A 1,259-nucleotide genomic window follows, 5' to 3' on the forward strand; every position below is an offset into this window, starting at 1 on the left:
GCTTCGGCTGGTTCCGATAACATAGTAAAGTTATGGAATCTAGAAGATTTAAAAGACTTAGAGCCAGCAACCATCGAACCGCAAACCCTTAGAGGTCATCGCAGCCGGATCTGGAGTGTTAGTTTTAGTCCAGATGGTCAGACCTTAGCCTCCGCCAGTGCTGATAGCACTGTTAAGCTCTGGGCATTAAACAGCACTGAACCACAAACCCTCGAAGCACATGGGGGGGATGTTAAAAATGTCAGTTTTAGTCCCGATGGTAAGTTGCTAGCTTTTGCTAGTTCTGACAACACAGTGAAGCTGTGGCAGGTAGAAGATGGTATCGTTCTGTATACCCTGGAAGGACATGGCAGTTCGGTCAGAAGCGTCAGTTTCAGTCCCGATGGTAAGCTACTTGCTTCTGGCAGCTCTGACAAAACTGTGAAGCTATGGCAGGTAGAAGATGGTAAACTGCTACAAACCCTGGAAGGACATCGCAGTTTGGTCAGAAGCGTCAGTTTCAGTCCCGTTAGCCTAGCTTCCCCGGAGGGGGTTGGTAGAATTTTAGCTTCTGCCAGCTCTGACAAAACCGTGAAGCTTTGGCAGGTAGAAGATGGTACCCTGCTACAAACCCTCGACCATAGCCTTTCAGAAGCTAATTCACCTCTGGGATATCTAGCGGTTACCAGCATCAGTTTCAGTCCTAATGGCAAAACCATAGCTTCTGCTAGTTCCGACGGCAATGTCAGGCTTTGGAATGTCGAAAATGGCACTCTAGTGCAAACCCTTGAAGCTCATAGTAGTTGGACTAAAAGTGTAAGTTTTAGTCCCAATGGTAAGAGTTTGGCTTCCGGTGGTGATGATACTATAGTGAAGCTGTGGAATTTGGAGACCAGTGAAGCACAAACCCTCAACAGTCATCTGGATAATCTCACCAGCTTAAGTTTCAGCCCTGATGGCAAGATTCTTGCTTCTGCCAGTAATGACCGCACCGTGAAACTTTGGAAGGTAGCGGATGGAACCTTGCTGCAAACCCTTGAAGGTCATAGCGGTTGGGTCAACAGCATTAGTTTCAGCCCCGATGGCAAGACCTTAGCTTCTGCCAGTGAGGATAACACTCTCAAACTATGGAATTTGGATCTAGACCTAGATGATTTAATGAGGCTGGGTTGCGACTGGCTCACAAATTACCTTGCTACTCATCCGGAAGAAGAAGAAATACGTAAGATTTGCCAGCATCCTAGATAGGGGAGATAGGTAATAAGTCATAAGTAATAAAA

Annotated in this window: 1 protein-coding gene; it reads left to right on the top strand. The window is 46.5% G+C overall.

Translation table 11 applies throughout. The features are described 5' to 3' along the window. Positions 1-1,227: WD40 repeat domain-containing protein (locus tag F6K53_RS43435; RefSeq protein ID WP_293086937.1), on the top strand; the 1,227-nt coding region annotated here is incomplete at its 5' end. Between the last annotated feature and the right edge of the window lie 32 nt (positions 1,228-1,259).

Origin of the sequence: Moorena sp. SIO4A1 (assembly GCF_010672065.1) — a bacterium.
Classification (GTDB): Bacteria; Cyanobacteriota; Cyanobacteriia; order Cyanobacteriales; family Coleofasciculaceae; genus Moorena.